General features: G+C 72.2%; 21 protein-coding genes, 1 tRNA gene and 1 pseudogene. 12 read left to right on the plus strand and 11 right to left on the minus strand.

The window, feature by feature from the left end; genetic code table 11:
• Nucleotides 1–33 precede the first annotated feature (33 nt).
• Both ACGF8B_RS16885 and ACGF8B_RS16890 read right to left on the minus strand, forming a co-directional pair.
• The gene (locus tag ACGF8B_RS16885; protein ID WP_392739002.1) at nt 34–822 is read right to left on the minus strand and encodes a ferritin-like domain-containing protein; all 789 of its coding nucleotides are present in this window, start codon (nt 820–822) and stop codon (nt 34–36) included.
• Between the two features lie 211 nt (nt 823–1,033).
• A complete protein-coding gene (locus tag ACGF8B_RS16890; protein WP_266917023.1) occupies nt 1,034–2,083 on the minus strand; it encodes an LLM class F420-dependent oxidoreductase in 1,050 nt (349 codons plus the stop codon).
• A gap of 140 nt (nt 2,084–2,223) precedes the next feature.
• Here ACGF8B_RS16890 and ACGF8B_RS16895 point away from each other — a divergent pair, with 140 nt between their 5' ends.
• Both ACGF8B_RS16895 and ACGF8B_RS16900 read left to right on the plus strand, forming a co-directional pair.
• Nucleotides 2,224–3,207, plus strand: a complete 984-nt coding sequence (locus tag ACGF8B_RS16895) for an aldo/keto reductase (protein WP_392739004.1) — start codon at nt 2,224–2,226, stop codon at nt 3,205–3,207.
• Complete coding sequence (locus ACGF8B_RS16900) at nt 3,204–5,585, plus strand: ATP-dependent RecD-like DNA helicase (RefSeq protein WP_392739006.1); 2,382 nt, start codon at nt 3,204–3,206, stop codon at nt 5,583–5,585. The genes ACGF8B_RS16895 and ACGF8B_RS16900 overlap by 4 nt, the downstream gene beginning before the upstream one ends.
• Before the next feature lie 61 nt (nt 5,586–5,646).
• Here the strand turns inward: ACGF8B_RS16900 and ACGF8B_RS16905 are convergent, their stop codons facing one another.
• Complete coding sequence (locus ACGF8B_RS16905; RefSeq protein ID WP_392739008.1) at nt 5,647–6,303, minus strand: hypothetical protein; 657 nt, start codon at nt 6,301–6,303, stop codon at nt 5,647–5,649.
• A gap of 47 nt (nt 6,304–6,350) precedes the next feature.
• On the opposite strand from ACGF8B_RS16905, the gene ACGF8B_RS16910 reads away from it, so the two are divergent.
• Nucleotides 6,351–6,539 carry a DUF5703 family protein gene (locus tag ACGF8B_RS16910; protein WP_030918345.1) on the plus strand — a complete coding sequence of 63 codons (189 nt, stop codon included), beginning with the start codon at nt 6,351–6,353 and terminating at the stop codon, nt 6,537–6,539.
• Nucleotides 6,540–6,606: 67 nt separating this feature from the next.
• Here the strand turns inward: ACGF8B_RS16910 and ACGF8B_RS16915 are convergent, their stop codons facing one another.
• The 3 genes from ACGF8B_RS16915 to ACGF8B_RS16925 all read right to left on the minus strand — a co-directional run bounded on the left by ACGF8B_RS16915 (nt 6,607) and on the right by ACGF8B_RS16925 (nt 9,201).
• Nucleotides 6,607–7,338: a chaplin gene (locus ACGF8B_RS16915; protein WP_392739010.1), complete on the minus strand. Its 732-nt coding sequence runs from the start codon at nt 7,336–7,338 to the stop codon at nt 6,607–6,609.
• Nucleotides 7,339–7,477: 139 nt separating this feature from the next.
• The gene (chpH, locus tag ACGF8B_RS16920) at nt 7,478–7,711 is read right to left on the minus strand and encodes a chaplin ChpH (protein WP_259929665.1); all 234 of its coding nucleotides are present in this window, start codon (nt 7,709–7,711) and stop codon (nt 7,478–7,480) included.
• Nucleotides 7,712–7,875: 164 nt separating this feature from the next.
• Complete coding sequence (locus tag ACGF8B_RS16925; protein ID WP_342280778.1) at nt 7,876–9,201, minus strand: M20/M25/M40 family metallo-hydrolase; 1,326 nt, start codon at nt 9,199–9,201, stop codon at nt 7,876–7,878.
• Between the two features lie 184 nt (nt 9,202–9,385).
• On the opposite strand from ACGF8B_RS16925, the gene ACGF8B_RS16930 reads away from it, so the two are divergent.
• From ACGF8B_RS16930 to ACGF8B_RS16950, 5 genes are all read left to right on the plus strand, one after another.
• Nucleotides 9,386–9,470 (plus strand) — tRNA-Leu (locus ACGF8B_RS16930).
• A 114-nt stretch (nt 9,471–9,584) separates the two neighbouring features.
• The gene (locus ACGF8B_RS16935) at nt 9,585–12,428 is read left to right on the plus strand and encodes a glycoside hydrolase family 2 TIM barrel-domain containing protein (protein ID WP_392739291.1); all 2,844 of its coding nucleotides are present in this window, start codon (nt 9,585–9,587) and stop codon (nt 12,426–12,428) included.
• Between the two features lie 88 nt (nt 12,429–12,516).
• Entirely contained in the window at nt 12,517–13,584 is a 1,068-nt protein-coding gene (locus ACGF8B_RS16940) for a hypothetical protein (RefSeq protein WP_392739014.1), read from the plus strand.
• A 152-nt stretch (nt 13,585–13,736) separates the two neighbouring features.
• The gene (locus tag ACGF8B_RS16945; RefSeq protein ID WP_392739017.1) at nt 13,737–14,819 is read left to right on the plus strand and encodes a hypothetical protein; all 1,083 of its coding nucleotides are present in this window, start codon (nt 13,737–13,739) and stop codon (nt 14,817–14,819) included.
• A 100-nt stretch (nt 14,820–14,919) separates the two neighbouring features.
• Nucleotides 14,920–15,855: a pseudouridine synthase gene (locus ACGF8B_RS16950; protein ID WP_392739019.1), complete on the plus strand. Its 936-nt coding sequence runs from the start codon at nt 14,920–14,922 to the stop codon at nt 15,853–15,855.
• Nucleotides 15,856–15,868: 13 nt separating this feature from the next.
• Here ACGF8B_RS16950 and ACGF8B_RS16955 read toward each other — a convergent pair whose 3' ends face one another.
• Nucleotides 15,869–16,498 carry an MBL fold metallo-hydrolase gene (locus tag ACGF8B_RS16955; RefSeq protein ID WP_392739022.1) on the minus strand — a complete coding sequence of 210 codons (630 nt, stop codon included), beginning with the start codon at nt 16,496–16,498 and terminating at the stop codon, nt 15,869–15,871.
• The gene (locus tag ACGF8B_RS16960; RefSeq protein WP_392739025.1) at nt 16,498–17,583 is read right to left on the minus strand and encodes an S-(hydroxymethyl)mycothiol dehydrogenase; all 1,086 of its coding nucleotides are present in this window, start codon (nt 17,581–17,583) and stop codon (nt 16,498–16,500) included. The genes ACGF8B_RS16955 and ACGF8B_RS16960 overlap by 1 nt, the downstream gene beginning before the upstream one ends.
• A gap of 292 nt (nt 17,584–17,875) precedes the next feature.
• On the opposite strand from ACGF8B_RS16960, the gene phsA reads away from it, so the two are divergent.
• Nucleotides 17,876–19,768, plus strand: a complete 1,893-nt coding sequence (phsA, locus tag ACGF8B_RS16965; RefSeq protein ID WP_392739293.1) for an O-aminophenol oxidase PhsA — start codon at nt 17,876–17,878, stop codon at nt 19,766–19,768.
• A 190-nt stretch (nt 19,769–19,958) separates the two neighbouring features.
• Here the strand turns inward: phsA and ACGF8B_RS16970 are convergent, their stop codons facing one another.
• Together ACGF8B_RS16970 and ACGF8B_RS16975 are read right to left on the minus strand one after the other, a co-directional pair.
• Nucleotides 19,959–21,038 (minus strand): HEAT repeat domain-containing protein, encoded by a 1,080-nt coding sequence (locus ACGF8B_RS16970; protein ID WP_392739028.1) that lies wholly within the window; start codon nt 21,036–21,038, stop codon nt 19,959–19,961.
• 54 nt (nt 21,039–21,092) lie between these two features.
• Nucleotides 21,093–21,794, minus strand: a complete 702-nt coding sequence (locus ACGF8B_RS16975; RefSeq protein WP_392739031.1) for a FadR/GntR family transcriptional regulator — start codon at nt 21,792–21,794, stop codon at nt 21,093–21,095.
• Nucleotides 21,795–21,938: 144 nt separating this feature from the next.
• Between ACGF8B_RS16975 and ACGF8B_RS16980 the strand changes: the two genes are divergently transcribed.
• Together ACGF8B_RS16980 and ACGF8B_RS16985 are read left to right on the plus strand one after the other, a co-directional pair.
• Nucleotides 21,939–22,448, plus strand: coding sequence for a gluconokinase (locus tag ACGF8B_RS16980; RefSeq protein ID WP_392739034.1), 510 nt, complete (start codon nt 21,939–21,941; stop codon nt 22,446–22,448).
• A gap of 8 nt (nt 22,449–22,456) precedes the next feature.
• Nucleotides 22,457–23,854 (plus strand): GntP family permease, encoded by a 1,398-nt coding sequence (locus ACGF8B_RS16985; RefSeq protein WP_392739037.1) that lies wholly within the window; start codon nt 22,457–22,459, stop codon nt 23,852–23,854.
• Here the strand turns inward: ACGF8B_RS16985 and ACGF8B_RS16990 are convergent.
• Nucleotides 23,851–23,982 (minus strand): annotated as a pseudogene (locus tag ACGF8B_RS16990) (formate dehydrogenase); the annotation flags it as partial. The gene ACGF8B_RS16985 and the pseudogene ACGF8B_RS16990 sit on opposite strands and share 4 nt — an antisense overlap.
• A gap of 120 nt (nt 23,983–24,102) precedes the next feature.
• On the opposite strand from ACGF8B_RS16990, the gene ACGF8B_RS16995 reads away from it, so the two are divergent.
• Nucleotides 24,103–24,552: an ASCH domain-containing protein gene (locus ACGF8B_RS16995; RefSeq protein ID WP_392739040.1), complete on the plus strand. Its 450-nt coding sequence runs from the start codon at nt 24,103–24,105 to the stop codon at nt 24,550–24,552.
• The last annotated feature ends 3 nt before the right edge of the window (nt 24,553–24,555 follow it).

Raw genomic sequence — 24,555 nt, forward strand, 5'->3', positions numbered from 1 at the left:
CTCGCGAGCGGCTCGCCCCGGTTCGTTCCCGGTTCAGGCGAATCCCGGCTCCGGCGTGGCCGGGCCGCCCAGCGCGTCGCGCCGCTCGGGCTGTTCCAGACTCACCATCCGCCGCCAGCCCACGAGCCGTTCGTACACGTAGACGGCGTGGATCCCGGCGGCCAGCAGCACCGATCTGGCCCGGGGCCAGCCCAGGATGCGGCCCATGTGATCCATCACGGCGAGGCTGACGTCGCGGTACACCCGGATCTCGGCGAGCGCGCACTCGCGCAGGGTGCGCTGGATGGTGCGGCCGTGTCCGTCCCGGGCGAGACGGAGCAGTTCCTCGTGGCAGTACGCCAGGTGGTTGTCCTCGTCGTTCGAGATCATCTTCACCGCGCGGCCGAGGTCGGGGTGGTCGGCGAAGTGCCTGCTGAGCAGTGCCATCTGCTCGGAGGCGCGCTGCTCGGTGACCCTGCTGTGCGCGAGGTAGGTGACGATGTCGCGCTCGGAGAGCCGTTCCTCGCCCCGCAGCTGTTCATGGGCGAGGCCGATGCCGTGCTTCTCCAGCAGCATCGTGTAGTCGGTCTCGTGCGGGACCTCCGCCGGCCGGAGCCCGCGCTTCTTCAGCAGCGCGTTGAAGATCCGGCCGTGCTTGTCCTCGTCGGCGCCGTGCCGGGCGATCTTGGGCGCCAGGGCGCGCTGGCTCTCGGGCGCCAGGGCCGCGATCCGGCCGTTCTCCCAGCCGCCCTGGGACTCCCCGCCGGCCGCGATGGAGCAGAACAGCCGGAAGGACTCGTCGTCGTCGAGAATCTCCTGGAACAGGTTCCTTGCCGAGAGCATGACCGCCACCTCCGTGCCGCATCCACCGAGCGCCAGTCAAGTGCGGCGCACCCGGGCGGGCAACAGGAAGGGGTCCCGGCTACGCCGGATGGGGCGCGGGCCGGCGTAACCGCCCGACCGTGCCCGCGTTGATACGCGTGACGGCCGTGGCGGGGAGGCCCCGAGCCCCCACCACGGCCGCGGTGCCGCTCCCGGCGGCGTCCGGGACCTGTTACGCGAGCCCGGAGCGCTCCAGCGCGTCCGTACCGGCCCGCAGGGCCGTGAGCCGCTCCTCCAGCGTGAACCCGGCCGGGGCGAGGGTCAGTGTCGTGACACCGGCCGCTGCGTAGGCCTGCATCCGCTCGGCGATCCGCTCGACCGGTCCGAGCAGCGTGGTCTGGTCGATCAGCCGGTGCGGTACGGCCGCGGCGGCGCCGCTCTTGTCGCCGGACAGGTACTTGTCCTGGATCTCGGCGGCTTCCTTCTCATAGCCCATGCGCTGCGCGAGCTGGTTGTAGAAGTTCTGCTTGCGGCTGCCCATGCCGCCCACGTACAGGGCGGTGTACGGACGGAACATGTCCGCGAGGCCGTTGACGTCGTCGCCGACGGCGAGCGGCAGGGTCGGGCAGACGTCGAAGCCCTCCATGGTCAGGCCCGCCTTCTCCCGGCCCGCCCGCAGGTACTTCACCGCCGTGTCCTCAAGGTGCTCGGCGGAGGGGAAGATCAGCAGCGCGCCGTCGGCGATCTCGCCGGTCTGCTCCAGGTTCTTCGGGCCGATCGCCGCGATGTAGAGCGGGATGTGCTCGCGCTGCGGGTGCACGGTCAGCTTGATGGGCTTGCCCGGACCGTCCGGCAGCGGCAGCGTCCAGTGCTCGCCCTCGTACGAGAGCCGCTCGCGGGACATCGCCCGGCGGACGATCTCGACGTACTCCCGGGTGCGGGCCAGCGGCTTGTCGAACTTGACGCCGTACCAGCCCTCGGAGACCTGCGGCCCCGACACGCCGAGGCCGAGCCGGAACCGGCCGCCGGAGAGCGAGTCGAGGGTGGCGGCGGTCATCGCCGTCATGGCCGGCTGGCGGGCCGGGATCTGCATGATCGCGGAGCCGACGTCGATGGACTCGGTCCGGGCGGCGACCCAGGAGAGCACGGTCGGCGCGTCGGAGCCGTACGCCTCTGCCGCCCAGCAGACGTCGTATCCGAGCCGGTCGGCCTCCTGGGCGACGGCGAGGTTGTCGCCGTCCATTCCCGCACCCCAGTAACCGAGATTGATGCCGAGCCGCATAGCCGCTCCCCTTACCGATCAGTAACGTCCCTGAGCTCCGGACTCTAGCGCGCGGCGGCGCGATCCGGCAGGGGCGACTTGACGCCGGGTTGTCCACAGGCTTCCGCCGGGTGGGGTTCTGGCCAGTAATCTCAGCGCCCATGGAGCAGAGGCATCTCGGCCGCACCGGCCTTCGAGTGTCCCGGATCGGGCTCGGCACCCTCACCTGGGGCCGGGACACCGATGACCACGACGCTGCGGAACAGCTGAAGGCCTTCTGGGAGGCGGGCGGCACGCTGGTCGACACGGCCGATGTGTACGGCGGTGGGGAGGCCGAGTACCTCCTCGGCCAGCTCCTCGACGGCCTGGTGCCCCGGCGTGATCTCGTCATCGCGACGAAGGCCGGCAGCGTGGCCGATCCGTACCGCCGGTTCGACGGATCGCGCGGGCATCTGCTGGCGGCGCTGGACGACTCCCTGGAACGGCTCGGCACGGACCATGTGGATCTGTGGCAGATCCACGCCTTCGACCCGGTGACCCCGCTGGAGGAGACGCTCCAGGCACTGGACCTGGCGGTGTCCAGCGGGCGCGCCCGGTACGCGGGGGTGTCGAACTTCTGCGGCTGGCAGCTGGCCAAGGCGGCGACCTGGCAGCTCGCCTCGCCCGGGGTGCGCACCCGCGTGGCGAGCACCCAGATGGAGTACTCCCTGTTGCAGCGGGGGGTGGAACGCGAGGTGGTGCCCGCCGCCCTCGATCTCGGTGTCGGGCTGCTGCCCTCGTCCCCGCTGGGCCGCGGCGTCCTCACCGGGAAGTACCGGTCGGGCACTCCGGCGGACTCGCGCGGTGCCTCGGAGCTGCTCGCTCCGTTCGTCGAGCCGTATCTCGACGAGGCCGCGAGCCGTGTGGTGGAAGCGGTGGCGACGGCGGCGGACGGGCTGGCCACGACGCCGCTCCAGGTGGCTCTCGCGTGGGTCCGGGACCGGCCGGGGGTGGTGGCCCCGATCGTCGGCGCGCGCAACGCGCGGCAGCTCGCGGAGGCGTTGTCAGTGGAGGCGCTTAGTCTTCCTGACGAGATCTGCCAGGCGCTCGACGATGTGTCGGCGCCCGTGCACCGCTATCCCGACCAGGACTGGAGCACGCTGTGACTGCGCTTCCCCGGGGGGAATCCCCCGGCTCCCCGGCCGCCGACGACGACGTCGCGCCCTCCGCCGCCGTGCCCGCCCCGTCCACCGGGGACGGGCCGGAGACGGACGGCGGCGCCCCCGGGACCGGCGAACGGGCTGAAGCGACGGACGGCACGGCCGACGGCACGGCGGACGGCGAAACGGACGCCGTGGGCGAAGCGACGGCGGACGGCGAAGCAGGTGCCCCCACGGCCGAAGCTCCCGACACCGACGACACTGCCAACCCTGCCGGAGGCTCCGGCGCCGGGCCGGACGCCGACGCCGCAGCCGGGACGGACGCCGGTGCCGCCCCCGCGCCGCTCTCCGAGGCCGAGGCCGAGCTCGCCGCGCAGCGTGAGCTGCGGGAGCGGATCGAGAGACGAAAGGCCGAGAAGGAGGGCCCCATCGCCGCCGGGGGGAAGCTGAGCGGCAAGGCGGCCGACCTGCTGGCGGCGGTGCGCGCGGTGGAGAGCGGCGAGCAGTCCGCCACCTCGTTCTTCGACTCCCCCGCACCCGCCGCCCCGCGCCGGACCGCCCCCGCCCCCGCCCCGGCCCGCCCCCACGTTCCGGAACCGGCGCAGGCACCGCGGAGCGCTTCTCCGGAGGCCGTCGCCGCGGCCGCCGCCGTGCTGGCCGAGGGCGGGGCTCCGGCGGCGCTGGCGGGTCCCGCGGCCGAGACCCTCGGGGCGCAGGCGGCCGACGCCCTGCGCACCGACCCCTGGCAGTTGCTGGGCGTGCCGGGGGTCAAGCCCGAACAGGCCGACGGATTCGCGCGGGCCCTGCTCGGCGCCGAGTGCGGCCCGGACGACGAGCGGCGGACCGCCGCCCTGGTCGGCTGGCTGCTGGAGCGGGCCGCGCTCCGGGGCCACACGGCGCTGGACGCGTCGGAGGTACGGGCCGCGCTGGCCGAGCGTTCGGTGGCCGATCCCGAGGCGGCCGTGCAGCATGCCGTCGCCGAGGGAGTCGTCCTGGTCTTCCAGGACGGCCAGGAGGACGAGCAGGTCCACGACGGCCAGGAATTCGAGGCACCCGCGGAGTCCGACGGGACCGAGGGCGGGGACGAAGGCGCGGGCGCCGGGCAGGCCGGGCAGGAGCCGGTGCAGGTGCTGCTCGGTCTCGACCGCTACGCACTCGCCGAGGAGAGCCTCGCCGACGGGCTGGCCCGGTTGGTCAACGCCTGCGAGAAGGACGCCGACTGGTCGCAGGCCGTCTCGGCCGCGGGCTCCCCCTCCGCGGCCGAGCTGATCCGCGCGGTCGCGGCCCACGGTCTCGTGGCACACACCGGGGGCGAGGCCGCCAGGGCCGAGCCCGCCGCCCTGATCACCGCGGCCCGCGCCCTCGGGCTGCGGGCCCTGGGCGCCGCGCACAGCGCCGACGGCAGGCGCCGGCTGGCCGAAGCGACCGGCGATCCGGAGACGGCCGTCACCCTCGCCGGGCTGCTGTCGGCCGAGCAGGGCCCGGGGCGCGACGGGGAAGGGGCGATCGCCGTCGACCTGCTCGTCGTGCTGGACGCCCCGCAGCTGGACGTGGAGACCGCCGCGATCCTGGTCGAGTCGCTGGCCGACGGCACCCGGCTGGTGCTCAGCGGCGATCCGGGCGTGCTGGGATCGGCCGGTGCGGGGCGGGTGTTCGCGGATGTGCTGGCGGCCCGGGCGTGCCCGCAGATCGTCTCCCGTACGCCGGATCCGGGGCCGATCGGCGAGCTGGTCTCCGGCATCGGCATCGGCGAGCTGAACCAGGTCGAGGCGCCCGGCAAGGAGGTGGTGATCGTCCCCGTGCGCGATGCGGGCGAGGCGGTGCACCGCACCGTGCAGCTGGTGGCCGACTCGGTGCCGCGCGCCATCGGCGTACCGTCGTCGGACACCCAGGTGATCACCGTCGGCCACGGCGGCCAGGCGGGCACCCGGGCGCTGAACGCGGCGTTGAAGCAGCGGCTCAACCCCGGTCCAGGCCGGTTCGGCGGATTCGACCCGGGCGACCGCGTCGTCCATGTCCCGGCACCCGGCAGGGCCGAGCCCGCCGTGGTCGTCTCGGCGGACGCCGAGGGTCTGCATCTGGACTGCGCGGGCACAGAGGTCGTCGTGGCCCAGGACCGGGTGGAGTCCTCCGTACGCCATGGCTGGGCCCTCAGCGCACATCAGGCGGCCGGGATGCGCTGGCCCGCGGTGGTCGTCGTGCTGCCGGGCGACGCGGCGCAGGGGCTGAGCCGTTCCTGGGTGTACACCGCCTTCGGCCGGGGCGAGCGGCATCTGTCCGTGGTGCACGGGGTGGATCAGGCGCTGCCCCGCGCGGTCGCCCAGCCCCCGGCCCAGGACCGCACGACGAGGCTGCGCACCCTGCTGGAGACCCCGGCCGGCTGACCGGCCCCCGGCGGGGACGCCGGCACCGGACGGGCCCGGCTCGGGCCCGTCCGGCAGGGGGTCAGGAGCTGTCCGCCGCCAGGCGGGCCGGTTCCTCGTCCGGTTCGTCCTCGTCGAAGACGGCGCTGACGTCGAAGCGGCAGACCACCAGCTGTGGATCCGCGTCGTCGAAGGGTGCGCCGAGCCATTCCCCAGCCTCGGGCAGGTCCTCGGCGGCCGTGACCCAGAGCGTGGAGTCCCCCTCCTCCAGGCCGAACTCCGTGTGCCGGGACGCGATCTCGTCGGGTTCGTACTCCCCGAAGAGCACGCCGAGCGCCGCGTGGACGCTGGAGCCGACCACCGCGGCGCTCCCGCCGCGCTCGTCCTGGTCGAGGTCGGCGATCCGCTGGGCCTGTGCGAGCAGCCTCGGCGGCTCCACCACCGCGTAGTCGCGCCGGATCAGCACACTGAGTGCGTTCGGTTCCTCGGGTCCGGTGTAGGGCGGCAGCGAATCCTCCGCACCCGGGATCTCGAAAGGGGTGACCTCGTCGTACCGGTCGTAGAGCAGCTCGTCGTAGAACTCGGCGGCAGCGGCCAGTGCGTTGAACGCGTCATAGACGGCCACATCGTCGTCCCCGGTCCGGCGTTCGACGGCCGCGAGGTGGTGGTCGAGCGCGGCTTTGACCGCCTCGGCGGCGGCGCGTACCTCGGCAGCGGTGGGCTGCGCAGCATCAGACATAGTGCAGACGCTATCCGTACACGGGCTCTGCCCGCACAATAGATGCGATGCCGGAATACGAATTTGTCGATGTGTACGTGCCGCGCGGGGTGTCCCGGAAGGAGACGGCCCGCCTGCTGACCGACCACGCCGAGTACGGTCACTGGGAGTTGGACCGGCTGACGCTGCGTCGCGACGGCAGTCGAAGGGTGCGCCTGCGGCGGCGGATCATCCGCCAGCTCCGGGCCACCTGGTGAGTCGGAGCGGGCCCGGCATCCGCGGGCCCGCTCCCTTCGTGGCGCTTGTGGCGCCGGTCCCGGTCCGCTACGCGGACGCCCGGGCGCGGCGGTAGAGCACCGTGCCCGCACCCGCCAGCAGCAGGCCGGCGCTCGCCGGGATCAGCAGGTCGAGCCCGCCCGCTCCGGTGTGTGCGAGCTGCGGGACATTCTGCGTCTCGGGCACGTTCGGCACGGGCGGCTTCTCCGGCGCCGGGGGCTTGTGCTCGGTGACCGGGGTGACCGGGGTGACCGGGGGCGGTGTGACGGCCTCCGGGGTGTTCTCGCAGTCGTTGCCGAAGGTGGGGTTGAGCAGACCACCGATGGTGATGCTGTTCCCACAGGCGTTCACTGGGATGTCGATGGGTACCTGGATGTTGTTGCCGGACAGCACCCCCGGCGAGCCCGTCGCGCCGCCCTGGGCCGTCGCCCCGCCGCCGATGGGGGCCCGGTGCTTGCCCTTGCCGGGCCGGCTCGCCTGGGTGAGGTCGCCGGAGACGTGGCTGCCGGAGACGTGCTTGCCCGGGGAGTCGCCCTGCGAACCGTTTCCGCAGGTGTTCCCGAACGCCGGGTTGAGCAGTGCCACGACGTCCACGGAATTGCCGCACACGTTGACCGGTACATGGACCGGGATCTGTACCGAATTCCCTGACAGCACCCCCGGGGAATTCGTCGCCTCGCCGGACGCTCCCGCGTCCGCGTGCGCATAGCCGCCACTCAGCGCGAGCGCGCCGCCCGCGGCCGCCATGGTGATCAGGCCTTTACGCGTGACCTGTCGCATAGGTTGATTCCTGCCTTCTTACCTTCCGGAAAACCCCCGGACTTGACCGTGCGGGGGCGGAGTACCCAGCAGCCCCGGAGCGCATGGCGTGCACTCCGGGGCCGACCGGGTTCAAACCCTTACGGGTTGACGCACAACGTCAGGCGTTGATGCAGGTGTTGCCGAAGGCGGGGTTCAGCAGCCCGATCACGGAGATCGTGTTACCGCACACGTTCACCGGCACGTGGATGGGCACCTGGATGTTGTTGCCCGAGATCACACCGGGGCTGCCGACAGCGGCGCCCTGGGCACCGGAGTCCGCGACGGCCATGCCCGCACCCGCGAGCACCAGACCACCGGTGACAGCCGCAGCAGCGACGACCTTCTTGATCATTGTTCCTCCTAGTTGGCAATGCGGTCCCAGCCGCGGACCGCATCACTTGTAACGAGGAAGAGCTAATCGGGCTACGAGCGTATGGACCCTTTCACTCGTTCCGGTCAAATCCGCACACGCTGGCGATTGTTGGTGCGGAAAGTCGGCGGAAATCCGGCAAGGCGTCAGCAGTTGTCGATGAAACGGTCGAGCACGCGCACGCCGAACTTCAGACCGTCCACCGGAACGCGCTCGTCCACACCGTGGAACATGCCCGCGAAGTCGAGCTCCGGCGGCAGCTTCAGCGGGGCGAACCCGAAGCAGCGGATGCCCAGATCGTCGAAGGACTTGGCGTCGGTACCGCCGGAGAGCATGTAGGGCACCGCACGGGCGATCGGGTCCTCCGCCTTCAGGGCGACCTGCATCGCGTCGACGAGCGAGCCGTCGAAGCTGGTCTCCAGCGCCTTGTCGCCGTGCACGTCCTCGCGCTTCACGCGCGGGCCGAGGATCCGGTCCAGGTCGGCCAGGAACTCGTCCTCGTAGCCGGGCAGGAACCGGCCGTCGACATGGGCGATGGCCTGGCCCGGGATGACGTTCACCTTGTAGCCGGCGCCCAGCATGGTGGGGGCGGCGGAGTTGCGGAGCGTGGCGCCGACCATCTTGGCGATGCCGCCCAGCTTGGCGAGCGTCGCCTCCATGTCCTCCGGGTCGAGCGGGGTGCCGAGCGCGTCGGACAGCTCGTCGAGGAAGGACCGCACGGTCTTGGTCACCCGGACCGGCCACTTGTGCCGCCCGAGCCGCCCGACCGCCTCGCAGAGCTCGGTGATCGCGTTGTCGTCGTTGGTCATCGAGCCGTGACCGGCGGTGCCGTCCACGGTGAGCCGCATCCAGTGCATGCCCTTCTGGGCCGTCTCGACGAGATAGAGCCGCAGCTTCTCGTTCACCGTGAAGGAGAAACCGCCCACCTCGCCGATCGCCTCGGTGACCCCGTCGAAGAGACCGGGGTGCTTGTCCACGAGGTACCGCGCGCCGTACGTGCCGCCCGCCTCCTCGTCGGCGACGAAGGCCAGCACGATGTCGCGCGGGGGCTTGCGGCCGCTGCGCATCCGGTCACGGACGACCGCCAGGGTCATCGCGTCCATGTCCTTCATGTCGACCGCGCCGCGGCCCCACACGCAGCCGTCCGCGACCTCGCCCGAGAACGGGTGGTGCGTCCAGTCGTGCGCGTTGGCCGGAACCACGTCGGTGTGACCGTGGATGAGCAGCGCGGGCCTGGACGGGTCCTCGCCCTCGATCCGGGCCACGGTCGAGGCGCGGCCCTTGTGCGACTCGAAGATCTGCGGCTCCAGCCCGACCTCGGCGAGCTTCTCCGCGACGTACTCGGCCGCGCCCCGCTCCCCCGGTCCCGAATGGTCCCCGTAATTGCTGGTGTCGATCCGGATCAGCTCACGACAGAGGTCCACGACCTCGTCCTCGCCGGAGACGGTCCGGGCCGTGTTGGTCTCGCTCACGCTGCTTCCTTCCACTGTCGCTGCGGTGCTCCCCCTCATCCTCCCGCGCCCGGCCCGCACACCCAAGGGCACCCGCCCCTCGTCATGCGTCCTTCACACGGTCCCGGGCGTGATCGAGCACCCCCGAATGTTTGCTATTGTTTTCCACGTCGGAACGGGCCGGGGCCCGCGAGACAGACACCTTGTCCGGGTGGCGGAATGGCAGACGCGCTAGCTTGAGGTGCTAGTGCCCTTTATCGGGCGTGGGGGTTCAAGTCCCCCCTCGGACACAAGGCAGAGCGCCGATCAGGAGCAATCCTGATCGGCGCTTCTGCGTTGTGCCCCGAGTGAGGAGTCCCGCTGTGATCCGCACGCACGCGCCCGCCCTTCCCTGGTACGAGGACATGGCCCCCGGATCCGGCGGGACGGCGCCGCGGGCCTGGTACGCGGACTCGGACGCCGGGCGGATGTCGCTGAACGGCCAGTGGCTGTTCCGGCTCTCGCCGGGTGCCGCCGACCGGGACGAGTCGTTCGCGCGCCCCGGGTTCGACGCCTCGGGGTGGGCGACGGTCGCGGTTCCGGGGCACTGGGTGCTCCAGGGGGCCGGCGGGGCGCCCGCCTACACGAACGTGGTGTATCCCTTCCCGGTGGATCCGCCGAGGGTACCGGCCGAGAACCCGACCGGCGACCATCTGCGGAGCTTCGACCTGCCCGCCGGGTGGCCGGGGGACGGGGAGGTGCTGCTCCGTTTCGACGGGGTGGAGTCCTGCGCCCGGGTCTGGCTCAACGGCGTGGAGCTGGGCGACTTCAAGGGGTCACGGCTGCCGCACGAGTTCGCCGTCGGCGGGCTGCTGCGGCCCGCGGGCAATGTGCTGGCGGTGCGGGTGCACCAGTGGTCGTCGGGGAGCTATCTGGAGGACCAGGACCAGTGGTGGCTGCCCGGGATCTTCCGCGACGTGACCCTGCTGGAGCGGCCGCCGGGTGCGCCCCTGGACTTCTTCGTGCACGCCGGGTACGACCACCGCGACGGGTCCGGGACCTTGCGGGTGGAGTGCGCGGGGGCAGAGGGGCGGGTTCTGGTGCCCGAGCTGGGGATCGATGTCGCGGCGGGTGAGGCGGTGACCGTCGCCGTCGAGCCGTGGACGGCCGAGACGCCCCGGCTGTACGACGGGGAGCTGGTGACCTCCGGCGAGCGGATCGGGCTGCGGGTGGGGTTCCGCAGCGTCGTGGTCGAGGACGGGAACGTCCGGGTCAACGGGCGGCGGGTGCTGTTCCGCGGGGTGAACCGGCACGAGTTCCATCCGGAGACCGGGCGGACGGTGGACACCGCGACCATGCGGCGCGACCTGGTGCTGATGAAGCGGCACAACATCAACGCCGTACGGACCAGCCACTATCCGCCGCATCCCGCCTTCCTCGATCTCTGCGACGAGCTGGGGCTCTGGGTGATCGACGAATGCGACCTGGAGACGCACGGCTTCTCCGGTCAGGATTGGCGCGGCAACCCGGTGGACGACGAGCGGTGGACCCCGGCGCTGCTCGACCGGGCCGCGCGGATGGTGGAGCGCGACAAGAACCACGCCTCGGTGATCATCTGGTCGCTCGGCAACGAGTGCGGGACGGGGCGCGGGCTGAGCGCCATGGCCGGGTGGATCCGGGGCCGGGATCCGGAGCGGCTGGTGCACTACGAGGGTGATCCCTCCTGCCGGGACGTCGACCTGTACTCGCGGATGTACCCGACGCACGCCGAGGTCGAGCTGATCGGCCGCCGGGCGGAGGAGCCGCTGCCCGACCCGGAGGCGGACGCGCGACGGCGTGCGATGCCGTTCCTGATGTGCGAGTACGCGCATGCGATGGGCAACGGTCCGGGCGGGCTCGGCGAATACCAGCGGCTGTTCGAGCGGTACGGGCGCTGCCAGGGCGGATTCGTCTGGGAGTGGATCGATCACGGCATCGCCCACCCCGAGCACGGCTTCGCGTACGGCGGGGACTTCGGCGAGGAGCTGCACGACGGGAACTTCGTCTGCGACGGGCTGCTCTTCCCCGACCGCACGCCTTCCCCCGGGCTGATCGAGTACAAGAAGGTCATCGAGCCGGTGCGGATCGAACCACTGACGGATGCGGGTTCGGTCCGGGTCACCAACGGGTACGACTTCGCGGGTTCGGCGCACCTGGGCTTCGAGTGGTCGCACGAGGTGGACGGGGTGCCTGTCGGATCGGGCGCGCTCGCCGTGCCGGAGCTCGCGCCCGGTGCGTCGGCCCAGGTGCGGCTGCCGATGGACGGTGCCGGGGTGTGGACCGTACGGGCGGTGCTGGCCCGGGACACCGCCTGGGGCGAGCGCGGGCATGTGGTGGCGTGGGGGCAGGCAGAGGCGGGCGCGCCCGTCGTTCCCGCCGTCGCGAGGGGCGCGCGGCCGGAGCGGGCCGAGGGGCTGGTCACCCTGGGCCCCGGGGTCTTCGACGCGGCGACCGGGGACCCGGTGCGGCTGGGCGCGGTGCCGTTGGAGGGGTTCCGGCTGGATGTCTGGCGGGCGCCCACCGACAACGACAACGGGGCCGCGTGGCAGCCGGACGAGCAGTACGGGCCGCGGTGGCGGGAGTCGGGGCTGCACCGGATGCGGCACCGGCTCGACGCGGTCGAGGCCGGCGAGGACGCGCTGGTCGTACGGACCAGGGTGGCGCCGGCCGGGGGCGAGCTGGGGTTGCGTACCGCGTTCCGGTGGACGGCCGACGGGGAGCGGCTGGGGCTGACGGTGTCCGTGGTGCCGGAGGGCGAGTGGCGGGTGCCGCTGCCCCGGCTGGGCGTCCGGTTCGGGCTGCCCGCCCGGTACGGCGCGGCGCGTTGGTTCGGCGGCGGGCCCGGGGAGGCCTACCCGGACACCCGGGCCGCCTCGGTGCTCGGCCGGTGGCGGATGTCCGTGGACGAGATGCAGACGCCGTACGTACGGCCCCAGGAGAACGGTGCGCGGGCCGACGTCCGGTGGGCGGAGCTGACGGACGGCAGCGGGGCGGGCGTACGGATCGAGGGAGGCGGACCGTTCTGGTTCACCGCGCGGCGGTGGACGAGCGAACAGCTCGATGCGGCCGGTCACGTACCGGAGTTGCGGGCCGGCGGGAGCGTCTGGGTGAATCTGGATCACGCGATGCAGGGGGTGGGTTCGGGGTCGTGCGGGCCGGGGGTGACGGCCGGTCACCGGCTCGACGCACGGCCCGCGGAGTTCTCCTTCGTGTTCTCGCCGTCGGGCTGAGCGGCGGGGCGGGGCCCGGCCCGTGCCCCTGAGCCGACGACGTACCATCGGGGCTTTGCGCGATCTTGGTACTTCACGGGGGAATGCGATGGGCGGCAGGCGCGGACGGCGCGGAGCGATACTGGCCGGGACGGTCGCCGCGGCGGTGCTCGCCTCCGGCATCGGGCTGTGGGCGACGGACAGCCCGCCGTTCCGGGACAGCTACTGCTGGGGGGCGTGGGAGCAGAACAGCGGTGTGCCGTTCCTGGGTGACGACGGGCTCGCCAAGTCCGGCTCGGAGCGGCGTGCCACCGAGTCCGCGCCGCCCTCGGCCGGCCACCTCCGGGCCAGTTGCACGGTCACGGTGACCTCGACGGTGCCGGACGACGACGCGGACGAGCCGCTCCGGTTCAAGGAGCAGGTCACCGTCGAGTACGGTCCGGTCCCCTCCGGTGCCGAGGAACACCGCGCCTGGATAGGCCGGTACTTCCACGGGTCCGCCTCCCGCCTGCCGGACGGGCTGGACGGGCTGGTCGCCGGGGACCGGGCCATGCTGGTCCTGCCCGCTGCCTGCGATGTGGACGGCCGGCCGTCCACGGTGACCATCCGGAGCGAGAGCACCGGCGACGGCCATCTGGGCAAGCTGGCCATGCCGTTCACGATCGGCAGCCGGTCCGAGGTCGCCCGGATGCTGCTGGACGCCGCGAACACCGGTATGCGCGAGGCCGGTTGCGCTCCGGGCGAGCCGCTGCGCGTGACGTCGCCGTTCGTCACGGTCGCCGAGGACGACGGGTCCGCCGGGAAGCCGCTGTGCCGGATACCCGGTGTGACCTTCGGGTTCGGCCCGGGCGCCAGGTACCGGGAGCAGGCGGGTGTGGTCGACGGGCGGCTCCAGACCTGTTCGGTGGTGTGGAAGACGCCGGGGACGCCCGACGAACCGGCGGCGCAGTACGTGATGGCCGGCGATCCGCGTATGGCCGCGCTGTTCGCGGGGCTGCCCGAAGGGGCCGGGCACGGACTCGTGCGCACCGAGTGCGACGGGCGGCCGACCGTGTTCTACGGGAACGTCCAGTCGGGACTGAAGGGTTCGGGGCGGCCGGACGACCGGCGGGTGTTCGAGAACTTCACCGAGTCCGTGAGCAAGCGCATCGGGTGCGGGGCCGGTGAGGGCGCGTGAGCGGCGGAGAGACCGGAGCGACCGAAGGAACCAGGGAGAACGGGGCAGCGGCTGTGGACGGGAACGACGAGAGGACCGCGGTTCCTGAGCCTCGGGACCAGGAGCAGGAGTGCAGATCTCCGGGGCCGGAGCCCGCTCCCGATCGCGTTCCGGTGCTGCGGCGTCTGTTGCGCAGCCGTACCGCCCGTGCCGTCACCGCCGCCGGGCTGGTCGGCGCGCTCCTCGGCGCCGGTGCGGTGGCCTGGCGCACGGACACGCTTCCGCTGGTCGGTCCCGCGCCCTGCTGGGACTCGCTCACCGACACGACCGTGTCGGACCTCTTCGGCGACCGCAGGACCGAGGCCGAGGAGCAGTCGCTGCAGGCCAACCCTCGTGACCAGGAGTCCTCGTACGGCCAGTGCCGCATCACCAGCTACAAGGACGACATGGCCCGCCGCCAGGTGACCGTGCGGGTGCACCGGCTGGACGGGTTGCGGGGCACCGACGCGCACGAGTGGCCGCGGGAGTACCTCGCGGCCGGTCTGGTGGCGCTCGGCGACGGGCTGCCCGGGATGACCTCGTCCACGCGTGCCTGGCTGGCCCTCCCGCAGAGCTGTACCGGACGGGACGAGTTCACCGGCCCCACCGTGGTGGACGTCGCCATGGGGCAGGCCGGGCTGGAGGTCTCGGCGGAGTACGACCGGGAGGACCGGGCGGCGCTGACCCGTGCGGTGGTGGAGGCCGCCAACGGGGCCATTCGCGAGTTCGGCTGCTCGGGCACCTACCGGGCGCCTCGTGACCTGCCCTCCCTCGTGACGCAGCAGGACACGGAGGCCGATGCCTTCTGCGGCATCAAGGGCCTCACACTTCCCGCGGCGTACCGCAAGGACCTGGTCCGGACCCGTCTCGGCGGCGACGGCGGGCCCGCCCGGATCTGCGAGGCCGGTGGCGGCTACCGCCCCGCGCTGCGGATGACGACGGTGACGGACGCGGCGCTGACCGAGATCTTCTCCCGGGACGCGCTCAAGGCCGGTCTGTCCGTGAAGGGCACCAACGGGTACGGCAGGTTCGACGGCGCCAGGGCGCTCTACCGCGCGTCCTGCCAGACCGGTCCCGTGGTCTTCATGGTGGAGCAGCTGGAACCGGTGGCCGACGGGGACTTCGGCCTCACCCGCGCGCTGCTGCCGGGTTATGTCTCCGCCGAGGCGGAGCGCATCGGCTGCGGTCCGCTGGAGGTGACGCTGCCGGGGGCGTGACGGCTCCGGCCCGGTGACCGGCGATAATGGGCGCACACCCCGGGGCGACGGAACGAGGAGCCTGCACCATGAGCACCGCCGTAGTGGTCGGCGTTCCCCGGTGAGGGGGCGCGCGAAGCCCCCGGCGGCGCCGCTGCCGCAGCGGGACGGGATCGATCCGGTCCGGCTGCGGCTCCCGGAGGATCCGGACGGGGCGTGGCCGACGGTGCGTGATCATCTGCTGGCGCGGTTCGCGGACGCGATCGGGGCGCGGCGGGTGGACGCCATGTTCGCCGAGGGCCGGTTCGTCTCGGTGCGGGGCCCGGTCGCCGCCGAGGAGCCGTACGCGGCGGGCCGGTACATCTGGTTCCACCGGGATTTCGCGCCGGAGGTGCCGGTGCCGTTCCCGGTCGGGGTCGTCCACCGCGACGAGCATCTCGTCGTCGCCGACAAGCCGCACTTCCTGGCGACGACGCCGCGCGGCCGGCACATCACCGAGACCGCGGTGGCCCGGCTGCGCCGCGAGCTGGGGCTGCCCGCGCTCCAGCCGGCCCATCGGCTGGACCGGCTGACCGCGGGCCTCGTGCTGTTCGTCGTACGGCCCGGGGAGCGGGGCGGGTACCAGACGATGTTCCGGGACCGGCTGGTACGCAAGGAGTACGAGGCGGTGGCGCCGTACGATCCCGCGCGGGCCTTCCCGCGGACCGTGCGCAGCCGGATCGTGAAGGAGCGCGGGATCGTGGCCGCGCGCGAGGAGCCGGGCGAGCCGAACAGCGAGAGCCGGATCGAGCTGCTGGAGCACCGTGAGGGGCTCGGCCGCTACCGGCTGCTGCCGGCCACCGGGCGGACCCATCAGCTGCGGGTCCACATGAACGGCCTGGGGCTGCCGATCGTCCACGACCCGGTCTATCCGGTGGTCGAGGCCGAGGGGGCACCGGACGACTTCTCGCGTCCGCTCCAACTCCTGGCCCGGGTACTGGAGTTCACCGATCCGGTCACGGGCGAACCGCGCCGCTTCGAGAGCGGCCTGCGGCTCTCCGCGTGGCCGGACCGGTGAGGGTCCGCGGTTCTCAGTGACCGCGGGCGATCCACTCGTCCAGCTGCGGGGCCTCCGCGCCGATGGTGGTGGAGTCGCCGTGTCCGGTACGGACGGTGGTCTCCGGCGGGAGGGTGAGCAGCCGGTCCCGGATCGACGCGACGATGGTCGGGAAGTGGGAGAAGGACCGTCCGGTGGCGCCGGGTCCGCCCTGGAAGAGCGTGTCCCCGGTGAAGACGGTGGACAGGCCGGGGGCGTACAGGCAGACGGCGCCCGGGGCGTGACCGGGGGTGTGCAGGACCCGGAGGGTCGTTCCGGCGATCTCCAGCTCCTGGCCGTCGGCCAGTTCGCCGTCCGGGAGGCGGTCCGGGTGGGTCTGCTTCCACAGCGGCAGGTCGTCGGGGTGCAGCAGAACCGGGGCGCCGGTCGCCCCGGCGAGGGCCGGGGCGGCGTCGATGTGGTCGTTGTGCGCGTGCGTGCAGACGATGGCGCGCAGCGTACGGCCGTTCAGCGCGGCCTCGATGGCGGCGGCGTCGTGGGCGGCGTCGATGACGATCGCCTCGGTGTCGTCGCCGACGATCCAGACGTTGTTGTCGACGTCCCATTCCCCGCCGTCGAGGGCGAAGGTGCCGGAGGTGACCAGGTGGTCGACGCGGGCGGTCATCAGAAGACCACCACCGAGCGCAGCACGTCGCCGTCGTGCATCCGGGCGAAGGCCTGCTCGACGTCGCCGAGCCCGATGGTCTCGGTGACGAACGCGCCGAGGTCGATCCGGCCCTGCTGGTGCAGGTCGATCAGCATCGGGAAGTCGCGCGAGGGCAGGCAGTCGCCGTACCAGGAGGACTTGAGCGAGCCGCCGCGCCCGAAGACGTCGATCAGCGGCAGCTCCAGCTGCATCTCCGGGGTGGGGACGCCGACCAGGACGACGGTGCCGGCGAGGTCGCGGGCGTAGAAGGCCTGCTTGTACGTCTCGGGGCGGCCGACCGCGTCGATGACGACGTCCGCGCCGTTGCCGTCGGTCAGCGCGCGGATCGCCTCGACCGGGTCGGTGGAGCGGGAGTTGACGGTGTGCGTGGCGCCCATCGTCTTCGCCGTCTCCAGCTTGCGGTCGTCGATGTCCACGGCGATGATCTTCGCCGCGCCGGCCAGCCGGGCGCCGGCGATCGCCGCGTCGCCGACACCGCCGCAGCCGATCACCGCGACCGAGTCGCCGCGGCCGACCTGTCCGGTGTTGATGGCGGCGCCGATGCCCGCCATCACACCGCAGCCGAGCAGTCCGGCGACGGCCGGGGAGACCTCCGGGTCGACCTTGGTGCACTGGCCGGCGGCGACCAGGGTCTTCTCCGCGAACGCGCCGATTCCGAGGGCCGGCGACAGTTCCGTGCCGTCGAGCAGTGTCATCCTCTGCTTCGCGTTGTGGGTGTCGAAGCAGTACCAGGGGCGGCCGCGCAGACACGCGCGGCACTGGCCGCACACGGCACGCCAGTTGAGGACGACGAAGTCGCCGGGGGCGACGTCCGTGACGCCCTCGCCGACGGACTCCACCACGCCCGCGGCCTCGTGGCCGAGCAGGAAGGGGAAGTCGTCGTTGATCCCGCCCTGCTTGTAGTGCAGATCGGTGTGGCAGACACCGCACGCCTGGATCTTCACCACGGCCTCGCCGGGGCCCGGGTCCGGGATCACGATCGTCTCGATCCGTACCGGCTCGTTCTTCCCCGGTGCGATGACTCCTTGCACCTGCTGCGACATACCGTGGTCTCCTGTTTCCGTCTTTTTGCGAAGATCGATCGCGGACAACCGTACGCCCAGTGAGGGTGTCACGGCGGCGCGCCGCGTTGGCGGGAAACGATTGCCGTCCGCCCGGTGGACCGTACCGGTTTTGGTCAGATTGCCCCCATCGATGAACTGCTGCGGCTTCCAGGCGGTCCTTCGATACACAGGGGCCACCGAATCATTACCTGCGGGGGCAGGGGTCGCGTGGTCCACCAGCAGTGAAATCGCGGATCATGGGGGAAGTACCTTGACCGAAATCGCCGAGATCATGGAGAAGACGGGGCGGACCGGCCGGCGGAGCGAGGGGCGGGGGCCCGATTCCGAGGCGGCCGCGCTCGGGGCGCCGGTCGGCGGACTCGTGCCGTACACCGACGCGTTGCCCGTTCCGCCGGTGCTCCGCCCGCAGACCGGTGAGGTGCTGCGCGAGACGGAGATCACCCTCTCGCCCGCCTGGGTGCGGCTGCACGCGCAGCTGCCGCCGACCCTGATGTGGGGGTACAACGGCACGGTGCCGGGGCCGACCATCGAGGTGCGGCGCGGGGAGCGGATCAGGATCGCCTGGACCAACCGCATCCCCGGGGGAAGCGAGTACCCGGTCACGGCGGTGGAGGTCGGTCCGGTCAAGCAGGGCGAACCGGCGCCGCACAACCGTCCCGGACGCGACGGGGTGAAGCCGAACGAGGACGTCGCGGCGCTGCCCGCCTGGACGGTGACGCATCTGCACGGCGCGCAGACCGGCGGCGGCAACGACGGCTGGGCGGACAACGCGGTCGGCTTCGGCGACGCGCAGCTGTCGGAGTACCCGAACGACCACCAGGCCACGCAGTACTGGTACCACGACCACGCCATGAACATCACCCGGTGGAACGTGTACGCCGGGCTCGTCGGCACCTATCTGATCAGGGACGACGAGGAGGACGCGCTCGGTCTGCCGTCCGGCGACCGGGAGTTGCCGCTGATCCTGGCCGACCGCAATCTGGACACCGACGAGGACGGCCGGCTCAACGGGCGGCTGCTGCACAAGACGACGGTGATCTCCGAGGCCGACCCGGAGACCGGGAAGCCGGTGTCGCTGCCGTTCCTCGGCCCGTACACGACGGTCAACGGCCGTATCTGGCCCCATCTGGACGTGGACGACGCGTGGTACCGCTTCCGGCTGGTCAACGCGTCCAACGCGCGGATCTACGACCTGGTGCTGGTGGACGAGGAGAACAACCCGGTGCCGGGCGTGATCCGGCAGATCGGCAGTGACGGCGGGCTGCTGCCGCGCCCGGTGCCGGTCGACTTCGACGAGGTGCTGCCGCAGCTGACGATCGCTCCGGCCGAGCGGATGGACCTGCTGATCGACTTCTCGGCGCTGGCCGGCCGCCGGGTCCGGCTGGTCAACCGGGGCAGGCTCGCGCCCGGGGTTCCGGACCCCGCCGCGAACGTGCCGTTCCCGCAGGTGATGGAGTTCCGGGTGCGGGAGACGGGGCGCCGGGACGGCTTCGAGCTGCCCGAGGTGCTGTCGGGTTCCTTCCGGCGGTACGAGCACGGCGAGGTGGAGCACGGGCACCGGCTCGTGGTACTGACGGTGCCCGGCACGGTCGGCGGTGGCGGTCACCCGGAGATCTGGGAGATGGCCGAGGTCGAGGACGCCGCCGAGGTGCCGGTGCCCTCGGACGGTGTGATCCAGGTGCGGGGCGAGGACGGCACGGTGCGCACGTACCGCAGGACCGCGCGGACCTTCAACGACGGTCTCGGCTTCACGGTGGGCGAGAGCAGCTACGAGCAGTGGTCGTTCCTCAACCTGGGCGGTCCGACGCATCCGATGCACATCCATCTGGCGGACTTCCAGGTGATGGGCCGGGAGGCGTACAAGCTCGACGGCTTCGATCCGGCGGTCGGCGGAACCCGTTCCCCGGTGGCGTTCGACCACGGCACCACGATCGCGACGGCACCGAACGAGCAGGGCTGGAAGGACGTCTTCCGGGTGCCTGCCGGGCAGTTGGTGAAGGTGCTCGGGAAGTTCGACGGCGCGTACGGGCGGTTCATGTACCACTGCCATCTGCTGGAGCACGAGGACATGGGCATGATGCGGCCGTTCGTCGTGATGCCGCCCGAGGCGATGAAGTTCGACCACGGGGCCGGGCACGGCGGCCACCACGGGCACAGCGGCTGACCGTACGGGACCGTACGCACGCGGGCGGCCCCCGCGGACTCGCTCCGTGGGGGCCGCCCCCGTGTCCGGGGAGCCGGGGATCGGGGCCCGGGGCACGGAACGGGTGGCTCCGGAGCCTCGGCCGGCCGCCGGGATCCTGCACGGCGACGGAACCGCAGCGCCGGTCACCCGGTCACCGGTCGCGTCCGGTTCACCGGGGCCGAGGGCCGAAAGCGGAGTCGGGCAGGGTTCTCGGCAGGTCGGCCGCGACCAGTTCGGCGGCGTGCGCGGGGTTGCCGTCCGCGCGGGCGAGCAGTGCCTCGATGTCGTAGTCCGACGGCCCGGAGCCGGCGGCGACGCCCAGGGAGCGGCCCCAGCCGAAGCGTTCCATCGAGACGGCGGCGTCCAGGTCGGGGCGGAGCCGGTGGAGCGTGGTGACCACCTCCCAGGCCCAGGCGTCCAGGCGGGCCCGCCGCACCGGGTTGCAGGCGTTCACGGCGTCGGTGACCCAGTCGTCGCCGGGCTCGTACTCCTGGATGGCCGGCGGCGCTTCGGAAACGTCCGTGGTCTGCGCCGCGTCGAACGTGAGGACGTGTGCGCCCTCGGGGTTGCCGAGCAGTCCGGCCAGGAGCGGGACGGCGCGGGGGTCGTGCCGGCAGGCCAGTGCGCGGATCGCCTCCCTGCGGGTCTCGGCGTGCTCGTCGGCCGTCCGCTCCCGGAGCGCGGCCCGGATCGCGGGGCTGTCCACCTCGGCCTGGACGCCGAGGGTGAACGTCGCCCAGTCCCGGACGTGCCGGTCCGGGTCCCGGGTCAGCCGGATGAGGGTGCGGATGTCCGGTCCGTCCGGCAGCCCGGTGACGACCTCCGCGAACGAGCGGGCCACTTCCTCGCGGATCTCGGCCTCGGGACGCCCGGCGAGGGCGACGAGGACGGGGACGGCGCGCGGGTCGTACGTCATCCCGATCGCGCGCGCCAGCGACCGCAGCACGCGCCCCTCGGTCTCCCGCTGCGCGAGGGCGACCAGCGCGGTGGCCGTCCCGGCGCGGACTGCCTCGTGCCGATCGCCGGTGTCGCGCAGCAGGTCGCAGCCCGCCTCGCGCTCGACGGGATCGGCCGAACCGATCAGCTCCAGGCCGAGCGGCAGCGCCGCCGCCCCGTCGGCGGCCGCCCGCCACAGCAGTGGTGCGTACTCGTGCAGGCTGTCCTGGTCGCCCGGGTCGTCCGGGCCGGTGGCGGCGCGCAGTGCCGCCAGTGCCCGCGTGACCAGTTCCGCCACGCTGTCCGTGTCCATGCGGGCATTCTGGTGTGCGAGCCGCGAGTGCGCGCGGGAATTGCCGGACAGCCCTTAGGGGGCGAGCACGTCCAGCTCGTGCAGGGCGCCGACCGCGATCTCCTTCGTCAGCCGCTCCGCCGCCACCGCGTCGCCCTCGCGCACCGCCTCGGCGAGCCGGACGTGGAGGGTGACCGCGGCCGGGTCCGGGTCCTCGAACATCACCTGGTGGTGGGTGCGGCCCGCCAGGACCTCGGCGACGACATCGCCGAGCCGCGCGAACATCTCGTTGCCGGAGGCGTTGAGCACGATCCGGTGGAACGCGATGTCGTGCTCCAGATAGCCCTCCAGCTGCTGGCCGCGCGAGGTGGCGACCATGCCGAGCGCGCACTCGGTGAGGGCCGCGCACTGCTCGGGGGTGGCGTTGCGGGCGGCGAGGCCGGCAGCGACCGGTTCGACGGCCGACCGCAGCACGGTCAGGGAGCGCAGCTGGCGCGGGCGGTCGGCGCCGGCCAGCCGCCAGCGGATGACCTGCGGATCGTAGACGTTCCATGCCTCGGTGGGCCGCACCGTCACGCCGACCCGGCGCCGGGACTCGACCAGGTGCATGGACTCCAGGACGCGGATCACCTCGCGGACCACGGTGCGCGAGACGTCGAAGCGACGGGCCAGTTCATCGGTGCGCAGCACCTGTCCCGGCGGGTGTGCCCCGGCGGCGATCTCCAGACCCAGGGTGTCCAGCACATGTGTATGCAGCCCAGGGCCCTGTGTGGTCATGAGCACAGCCTACGGGGCGGCCTTCAGGAACAAAAAGTACGACGTTTATGTCACAGCATCTTGAATAAGTCGTACGTATGGGTTTCAGTAGCGCGACGGACCGATGTCGAGGAAGACGTCGAACAAGACTGCGAGGCACCACCAATGAGCACCCCCCACGTCGTCGTGGTGATGGGCGTAGCAGGGACCGGCAAGACCACGATCGGCCCCCTGCTCGCCGCCGGACTCGGCGTTCCGTACGCAGAGGGCGACGACTTCCATCCCGCGGCGAACATCGCCAAGATGTCGGCCGGCGTTCCGCTGGACGACTCCGACCGGTGGCCCTGGCTCGACGCGATCGGCCGGTGGGCGCACGGCCGGGCCGGGCTCGGCGGAGTGGTCAGCAGTTCGGCGCTCAAGCGCGTCTACCGGGACCGGCTGCGCGCCGAGGCACCCGGCGCGGTCTTCCTCCACCTGACCGGAGACCGGGCTCTGATCGAGAAGCGCATGGCGGAGCGCAAGGGGCACTTCATGCCCACCGCGCTGCTCGACTCGCAGTTCGCCACCCTGCAGCCGCTGCAGGAGGACGAGGCCGGGGTCTCGGTCGACGTGTCCGGCACCCCCGAAGAAATCACCGAGCGAGCCGTCGCCGCGTTGCGCCGGCTCGATAACTAAGGATCACCGTGACCAGTCTCAGCGTCGAGATGTTGGCAGCGGACGCCGTCGAACCGATCACTTCGGCAGGCAACGCGCAGTTGGGTATCGCCGTTCTGGCGGGCATCGCCGTCATCGTTCTGCTCATCACCAAGTTCAAGATGCACGCGTTCCTCGCGCTGACCATCGGCTCGCTGGCGCTCGGCTCGTTCGCCGGTGCCGCTCCGGCCAGGACGATCGCCAGCTTCACCGCGGGCCTCGGCTCGACCGTCGCGGGTGTCGGTGTGCTGATCGCGCTCGGCGCGATCCTGGGCAAGCTGCTGGCCGACTCCGGCGGCGCCGACCAGATCGTCGACACCATCCTCGCGAAGGCGAGCCGGCGCTCCATGCCGTGGGCGATGGTGCTGATCGCCTCGATCATCGGGCTGCCGCTCTTCTTCGAGGTCGGCATCGTGCTGCTGATCCCGGTGGTGCTGCTCGTCGCCAAGCGCGGCAACTTCTCCCTGATGCGGATCGGCATCCCGGCGCTGGCCGGTCTCTCCGTGATGCACGGTCTGATCCCGCCGCACCCCGGCCCGCTGGTGGCGATCGACGCCCTCGGCGCCAACCTCGGGGTCACGCTGGCGCTCGGTGTGCTGGTCGCGGTCCCGACCGTGATCATCGCCGGGCCGGTCTTCTCCCGTTACGCGGCGCGCTGGGTGGACATCGAGGCGCCGGAGAAGATGATTCCGCAGCGCCCCTCGGAGGACCTGGACCGCCGCCCCGGCTTCGGCGCCACCCTGGCGACGATCCTGCTGCCGGTCGTACTGATGCTGATCAAGGCACTGGTCGACATCGTGGTGGACGACCCGGAGCAGAGCCTGCAGAAGGTCACCGACGTGATCGGCTCGCCGCTGATCGCGCTGCTCGCGGCCGTCATAGTCGGGATGTTCACGCTGGGCCGGGCCGCCGGGTTCTCCAAGGGCCGGCTCTCCACCACCGTCGAGAAGTCCCTGGCCCCGATCGCCGGTGTGCTGCTGATCGTGGGCGCGGGCGGCGGTTTCAAGCAGACCCTGATCGACGCCGGTGTGGGCCAGATGATCCTGGACTTCTCCAAGGACTGGTCGATCCCCGCGCTGCTGCTGGGCTGGCTGATCGCCGTCGCGATCCGGCTGGCGACCGGTTCGGCGACCGTGGCCACCATCTCGGCGGCCGGTCTGGTCGCCCCGCTGGCCGCCGACATGTCGACGTCCCACGCCGCCCTGCTGGTCCTCGCCGTCGGCGCGGGCTCGCTCTTCTTCAGCCACGTCAATGACGCCGGATTCTGGCTGGTGAAGGAATACTTCGGCATGAACGTCGGCCAGACGGTGAAGACCTGGTCGGTGATGGAGACCATCATCTCCGTGGTCTCGCTGGCCTTCATCCTGCTGCTGTCGCTGGTTGTCTAGCGCGGCTGCCCCGCACGGTCCTCCCCCCACAGCGAATGCTGTGACCGTGCCCGATGGCGCTCGACCGACCCGGTACGCATGCCACGGCGTGCCTCCGGGCCGGTGGGCGCCATTGCCGTGTGCCCGGCGCCGGACTTCCCGGCCGGGCACCGGGCTTCGCCAACTCCGGGTTCCCTGACGTGAGTTGACGGCCCCGGCCCGGTGCTCGCCCCGGTGTCGCGTCCCGGGGCCGTGTCAGACTTGGCACCATGCCGAACCATGAACCCCTCAAGCCCTTCCTGCTCGCCTTCCCCGGACCGCTGCGCGACCAGCTGGTGGGGGCGGTGCTCGCCGGTACGAAGGTGTCGACGACCGGGCTGCTCGCGGAGTACGAGACCGAGAAGGAGGAGTTGCCTCCGGTGGGTGAGCGCTCCGCGCTGATCGACTCGGACGGCCGGGAGATCGCGGTGCTGGAGGTGACCGAGGTACGGGTGCTGCGCCTGGGCGATGTCGGCCTCCAGCATGCGATCGACGAGGGCGAGGGCGACTCATCGGTCGCCGAGTGGCGTGCGGGACACGAGAAGTTCTGGCAGGGCGAGGAGATGCGGGAGGCGCTCGGCGACCCGGAGTTCACCGTCGACGACGACACCATGGTGGTCGCCGAGCGGTTCCGGGTCGTCGAGCTGCTGGACCCCGCCACGGGCACCGGCAGCCGGTAGACC

The sequence above is a fragment of the Streptomyces sp. NPDC047917 genome, assembly GCF_043204345.1.
GTDB classification, from domain to species: Bacteria; Actinomycetota; Actinomycetes; order Streptomycetales; family Streptomycetaceae; genus Streptomyces; species Streptomyces sanglieri.

Excerpts from the sequence above, each read along its gene's own strand:
- ACGF8B_RS16955 (WP_392739022.1), bottom strand. The coding sequence starts at position 16,498 with ATGACCGCCCGCGTCGACCACCTGGTCACCTCCGGCACCTTCGCCCTC.
- ACGF8B_RS16885 (WP_392739002.1), bottom strand. The coding sequence starts at position 822 with ATGCTCTCGGCAAGGAACCTGTTCCAGGAGATTCTCGACGACGACGAG.
- chpH (WP_259929665.1), bottom strand. The coding sequence starts at position 7,711 with ATGATCAAGAAGGTCGTCGCTGCTGCGGCTGTCACCGGTGGTCTGGTG.
- ACGF8B_RS16935 (WP_392739291.1), top strand. The coding sequence starts at position 9,585 with ATGGCCCCCGGATCCGGCGGGACGGCGCCGCGGGCCTGGTACGCGGAC.
- ACGF8B_RS16940 (WP_392739014.1), top strand. The coding sequence starts at position 12,517 with ATGGGCGGCAGGCGCGGACGGCGCGGAGCGATACTGGCCGGGACGGTC.
- ACGF8B_RS16910 (WP_030918345.1), top strand. The coding sequence starts at position 6,351 with ATGCCGGAATACGAATTTGTCGATGTGTACGTGCCGCGCGGGGTGTCC.
- ACGF8B_RS16995 (WP_392739040.1), top strand. The coding sequence starts at position 24,103 with ATGCCGAACCATGAACCCCTCAAGCCCTTCCTGCTCGCCTTCCCCGGA.
- phsA (WP_392739293.1), top strand. The coding sequence starts at position 17,876 with ATGGAGAAGACGGGGCGGACCGGCCGGCGGAGCGAGGGGCGGGGGCCC.
- ACGF8B_RS16915 (WP_392739010.1), bottom strand. The coding sequence starts at position 7,338 with ATGCGACAGGTCACGCGTAAAGGCCTGATCACCATGGCGGCCGCGGGC.
- ACGF8B_RS16970 (WP_392739028.1), bottom strand. The coding sequence starts at position 21,038 with ATGGACACGGACAGCGTGGCGGAACTGGTCACGCGGGCACTGGCGGCA.
- ACGF8B_RS16980 (WP_392739034.1), top strand. The coding sequence starts at position 21,939 with ATGAGCACCCCCCACGTCGTCGTGGTGATGGGCGTAGCAGGGACCGGC.
- ACGF8B_RS16975 (WP_392739031.1), bottom strand. The coding sequence starts at position 21,794 with ATGACCACACAGGGCCCTGGGCTGCATACACATGTGCTGGACACCCTG.
- ACGF8B_RS16960 (WP_392739025.1), bottom strand. The coding sequence starts at position 17,583 with ATGTCGCAGCAGGTGCAAGGAGTCATCGCACCGGGGAAGAACGAGCCG.
- ACGF8B_RS16890 (WP_266917023.1), bottom strand. The coding sequence starts at position 2,083 with ATGCGGCTCGGCATCAATCTCGGTTACTGGGGTGCGGGAATGGACGGC.
- ACGF8B_RS16895 (WP_392739004.1), top strand. The coding sequence starts at position 2,224 with ATGGAGCAGAGGCATCTCGGCCGCACCGGCCTTCGAGTGTCCCGGATC.
- ACGF8B_RS16905 (WP_392739008.1), bottom strand. The coding sequence starts at position 6,303 with ATGTCTGATGCTGCGCAGCCCACCGCTGCCGAGGTACGCGCCGCCGCC.